Here is a 4481-nt window from a genome sequence, read left to right as displayed (position 1 = left end):
TGCTCCTAAAGCTACCGGATCAGCACCGTCACCCCCAGCTTTTTTATGCCCCCCTTACAGCGTCTCGGCGCTTGCGCGTGACGATCGCTCGCGCGGGAAGGTGAAAAGGGTCTTTCCTTCACTCCCAATCACCTTCATAGTGTCACAGGAAAGAGAGCCAGAAGGGGCGAAGGTGCAAATCTACTCACTTGTCAGCCAGAAGGGCGGAGCTGGGAAAAGCACCCTTGCCCGTCAGCTCGCGGTTCTCGCGGGCGAGGCGGAGCCCAGCCTTATCATCGACCGCGACCCGCAGCGGACGACGACGAAGTGGTGGACGCGGCGCGAGCAGATCGAGCCGGCCTTTGAGCGCCCCGAGCTGGTCGACCTGGACGGCACCAATTTGACTGACGCGGCCAAGCGGCTCCGGCGCAAGTCCGACGGCGCGCTGTTCATCGACACGCGTCCTGCCGTCGAGGAGCCCGAGGCCGAGGCCGCGCGCGTGGCGGACCTGGTGATTGTCCCGGTGCGGCCGTCGCCAGACGACCTGGAGGCGGTCGGGGAAACGTTGAAGATCCTCCGCCGGCTCGACCGGCGTGCGGCCGTCATCGTCAACGCGGCCAAGAACGAGGCCCGCGCGATTGCCGCGCGTGCCGCGCTGTCGCGCTACCCGGTCCCGGTTTGCCCGATCCACCTATCCGATCGGACGATCTATCTGGACGCCTCGCTTGAGGGGAGGGGCGTCACCGAAATGCGCGGCCATGCGGCCCGCGAAGCGGCCGACGAGCTGCGTCAGGTTTGGAGCTGGATTCAGGAGATACGACATGAGCAGTAAGCGCACCGGCCGCGCGCTCGCCGACGTAATGGGCGAGCTGGACGAGGAGCCGGCCGCGGCCCCGAGCACCGCGGCGGCGACCGAGGCAGCACCCGTGCGGGACACCGCCTCGCCGGCGATCGTGCCGATCAACGTGCAAGTCACCCCGCGCGATCGTCGCCGGCTTCGCCAGCTCAGCCTCGACACAGGGTTGTCTTTGCAGAAGCTGGGGCATGAGGCGTGGAACCGGCTCTTGGAGGCGCGCGGGCTGGAGCCGCTGGAGGCGGTAGCCGCCAGTGTGCCGAGCGGCCGATCACGCCGCTGACCTCTGACCCTTGGAGCCTTTATGACTAAGAAGGTCAGAAGGAAGGAAGGCGTTCGCGCCGGCGTACTCGACCAGCTCGACCTGTTCGTGACGCTGCCAGGCGACATACCGACTCATGACGAACAGGAGATGATGGAGCGGCCGTTCTTCAGCCTTTCCAAGCAGCGCCGCAGCGAGCCGATCGACTACCAGGTGCAGAACGGCGCCACGACCATAACTGTCAACGTCACGGCCCCGGCCGAGATCGGTATCGCCACCATTTGGGATTGCGACATCCTGATATGGGCGGTGTCGCAGCTCAGGGCGGCGAAGGCGGCGGGACAGCCGACCACGCCGCACTTCCACGTCCCGCTCTATGAGCTGCTACGCGGGATCGATCGGCCGACCGGGGGAGACGAGTACCGGCGCATCGTAGAGGCACTTGAGCGGTTGAGCGCCACCCTGATCCGCACCAACATTCGCCAGGGCAAGAAGAAGCGCCCCGAGGGCTTCCACTGGATCGAGCGCTACTCGGCACCGACCGACGACCTAGGCCGATCCACGGGCGTCGAGTTCACCATATCGGATTGGCTCTACGAGGGCGTGCTGACCGACCGCCTCGTGCTCGGCATCGACCGAGCCTATTTCAAGCTGACCGGCGGAATCGAACGTTGGCTTTACCGTGTCGTGCGCAAGCATGGCGGCCACCAGGCGGCGGGTTGGGCCTTCACCATGAAGCAGCTCCACCACAAGAGCGGCAGCACCCAGCGCGTGGCCGACTTCGCCAAGGAGCTTCGGCGCGCGGTCGAGCGGCAGCGGCTACCCGGCTACTGGCTGGAGCTGGTCAGGAACGATGAAGGCGAGGAGGTTCTTAACTTCACAGAGCGTTGCCAGCTTTCGACCGACCATCCAGGGTTCCAGTTCAAGCGCTTGCCGCGCCCGCCGATGGGGTTTCCGGCCGACTGATCGCCAGGGGCCAAAACCCCGATAGTGGTGAGGCTCCAACTATCGGGGGAATGGCCCCTGCGAATCACGGGGTTTTGGCCCTGCGAATCACGGGGTTTTGGCCCCTGAAACGGCCGCTAACCCTTTGACGATACAGGCCGAAACCGCTCCGTAAGGGTCTTAAACCTCCTATTACATAGGAGATTCTTCTTAAGGACTCAGGCCTGTGGATAACCCCGATTGGTCCATCGGATCGGGGGCCAAAACCCCGATAGTGCGCAAGACAGACCGACCGCTCGCCACCAACCAGTGGAAAAAAGGACAAGCGGAATCGGCCTAACGGCCGATGCACTTTCGCTGCGTGCCGCCTTCGGCGTCACAGGGGCGGCGCTACGCGCCGGTAGCTAGGCGGGAAAGAAGTGGGGACGGGTAGCGACGGAATCGCCCGCTACGGCCTTCCAGGCGCGACGTGGAGGCAAAAGAGGGGCTTTTAGGTGGTTTGGGATGCCGATCGGCGCGAGCGCCCCCAGCGGGCTTAATTAGGCCGGATCGAACAGGCCGTCGAACTCGCGCTGGTCATAGTAGCGGATTCTCGCCTTTGGGGTCGATGCAGGTGACCGAGCGATCGAGCAGGAGCAGGTTGGGGATGATCGTGCCGACGCCCTTGCCCGAGCGGGTGGGGCCATCGTCAGCAGATGCGCCGCGCCGTCATAGCGGAGCAGCTTGCCCAACTTCGCCGAGCGGCCGATCAGGAGATCCCCGCTCGCCTCCAGCTTTTGCACGTCGGCGCGGTCGCCGAAGCGGGCGGACCCCAGCAGCTCGCTTTGCCGGTTGGCGGCATTGCGATTGACGCGCCAGGTGAAGAACAGGATCACGCCGAACAGCAGGAACGGAATGTCGGTCGCAATCTCGCCATAGCCAAAGATGCCCTTGAGCCAGGCGTTGCTGGCGAACAGGGCTACCACCGCCACGACGATCGCGAGCCGCCAGCTTATCGGTCGACGCCCGCCGATGCACGGACCCGCCATCAGTGAGGTTGCTCAATTAACGGGCATCGGATGTGCAGGACAAACATCATCGCTGCATGATCGCGATCTACGCACGCTACGCAACGGTGTCGCCAGCCCGCTGCATCTTGCCGGCGCCACCCGGAAAGGGGATGCACTGTTGCGCCCGTGACCGGAACAATTATCCCGGTGCACGTTTACGGGAGATATTTGATGAAGCTTGACGATCTTGTGAAAGGCATTGCCGAGGGAAGCGATCTGAGTGCCGCCAAGGCCCGGGCGTTGATCGACCGCGTGTTCGGTGACATCGGCGATGCGGTTGCGCGGGGGGAGGAGGTGTCGCTGCCGGGTTTCGGCAAGTTCTCCAGCAAGGCCCGGGACGCCCGGACCGGTCGCAATCCCCGGACTGGCGAAGCTATGGAGATCGCCGCGTCGACCAAAATGGTGTTCACACCGGCCAAGGCACTCAAGGACAAGCTTTCCTCATGACCACAGAAATCGATACCGGCCCGAACGCGATCGAGCTCGCAACCGAGCTGACGATCGCATGGCTGAGCAATCCCAACACGCGCGTCGCGGCCGAGGACGTGCCGGCATTTCTCACCCGGATGCGTGACAGCATCACAGGATTGATCGACCAATCGAGCACAGCAGTTCCGCAGGAAGCGACGGCCGCCCAGTTCACCCCGGCGGTGTCGGTACGTAAATCGCTGGCGTCGAAGGATCATATCATCTCGATGATCGACGGCAAGCCGTACAAGACGCTTCGCCGTCATCTAAGCGGACATGGACTCACGCCCGAGCAATATCGGGAACGCTACAATCTGAAGCCGGACTACCCGATGGTGGCAGAGGCGTATTCAGAAGCCCGGCGCGCTATGGCAAAGAAAATCGGTTTGGGGCGCAAGCCTGGTCCGCACGCAGCACCGGCCCACCCGAGCCCGCCCACGCGGCAAAAATTGAGGCTGCCTACGATCACCGAATGAATTGCCGGGTCCGCAGCCGTTGATGGATCAGGATTTCAGCAGCGCCACTTAAGCCATGCGTAGCGACATCAGCTTGTCGGGGTCAGTTGGCGCGAGGTACCCCAGCGGAACGTCGACCGGTCGGCCGCACCCTCTGCCCAGATCAGTTCCGCGACATGGAAGAGTTCCTGGACGGTGGATGCGCGGTCGCTTGCGACGCAGTCGATCACCGCATCATCGAACATCGGGCTTATCGAGCGCATCCTTTGGTCTCCTGCCTGCCATATACGCGGCTACCGTGACGTTGATGTGGCGGGCGCAAGCGGATGGGCGCGTCAGTGACACGATTGCTTGCAGGAAAGCCCCACTCAGATCGCGTCGGGATGATCGAGCAGCCGGAGGAGGATTTGCGACACGAGGGGAGGGGGGACCGCCTCGACCAGCATCATCTCGAAGAACGCATCGTCGTT

General features: G+C 63.7%; 7 protein-coding genes. 5 read left to right on the top strand and 2 right to left on the bottom strand.

Features of this window, described 5'->3' with window-relative positions; translation table 11 throughout:
- The first annotated feature begins 172 nt into the window (after positions 1 to 172).
- From AX685_RS16725 to AX685_RS16715, 3 genes are read left to right on the top strand one after another with little or no spacing between them, the layout of a single operon-like run.
- Complete coding sequence (locus AX685_RS16725; protein WP_016509639.1) at positions 173 to 811, top strand: nucleotide-binding protein; 639 nt, start codon at positions 173 to 175, stop codon at positions 809 to 811.
- Positions 801 to 1115, top strand: coding sequence for a hypothetical protein (locus AX685_RS16720; protein ID WP_066490686.1), 315 nt, complete (start codon positions 801 to 803; stop codon positions 1113 to 1115). Before AX685_RS16725 ends, AX685_RS16720 begins: the two co-directional genes overlap by 11 nt.
- Before the next feature lie 21 nt (positions 1116 to 1136).
- Complete coding sequence (locus AX685_RS16715; protein WP_082741039.1) at positions 1137 to 2060, top strand: replication initiator protein A; 924 nt, start codon at positions 1137 to 1139, stop codon at positions 2058 to 2060.
- Positions 2061 to 2578: 518 nt separating this feature from the next.
- Here AX685_RS16715 and AX685_RS16710 read toward each other — a convergent pair.
- The gene (locus AX685_RS16710; protein ID WP_443026264.1) at positions 2579 to 3010 is read right to left on the bottom strand and encodes a hypothetical protein; all 432 of its coding nucleotides are present in this window, start codon (positions 3008 to 3010) and stop codon (positions 2579 to 2581) included.
- A 249-nt stretch (positions 3011 to 3259) separates the two neighbouring features.
- On the opposite strand from AX685_RS16710, the gene AX685_RS16705 reads away from it, so the two are divergent.
- On the top strand, positions 3260 to 3535 hold the full coding sequence (locus tag AX685_RS16705) for an HU family DNA-binding protein (protein WP_035386333.1): 276 nt from the start codon (positions 3260 to 3262) through the stop codon (positions 3533 to 3535).
- Positions 3532 to 4032, top strand: a complete 501-nt coding sequence (locus AX685_RS16700; protein WP_066490682.1) for a MucR family transcriptional regulator — start codon at positions 3532 to 3534, stop codon at positions 4030 to 4032. The genes AX685_RS16705 and AX685_RS16700 overlap by 4 nt, the downstream gene beginning before the upstream one ends.
- A gap of 68 nt (positions 4033 to 4100) precedes the next feature.
- On the opposite strand, the gene AX685_RS16695 is transcribed toward AX685_RS16700, so the two are convergent.
- Complete coding sequence (locus tag AX685_RS16695) at positions 4101 to 4274, bottom strand: hypothetical protein (protein WP_231738987.1); 174 nt, start codon at positions 4272 to 4274, stop codon at positions 4101 to 4103.
- Positions 4275 to 4481: the final 207 nt, after the last annotated feature.

Origin of the sequence: Sphingomonas sp. CCH9-F2 (assembly GCF_001556735.1) — a bacterium.
GTDB lineage: Bacteria > Pseudomonadota > Alphaproteobacteria > Sphingomonadales > Sphingomonadaceae > Sphingomonas > Sphingomonas ginsenosidimutans.
Note: the sequence above shows the minus strand (reverse complement) of the source record. Positions and strands in the feature narration are given on the sequence as shown.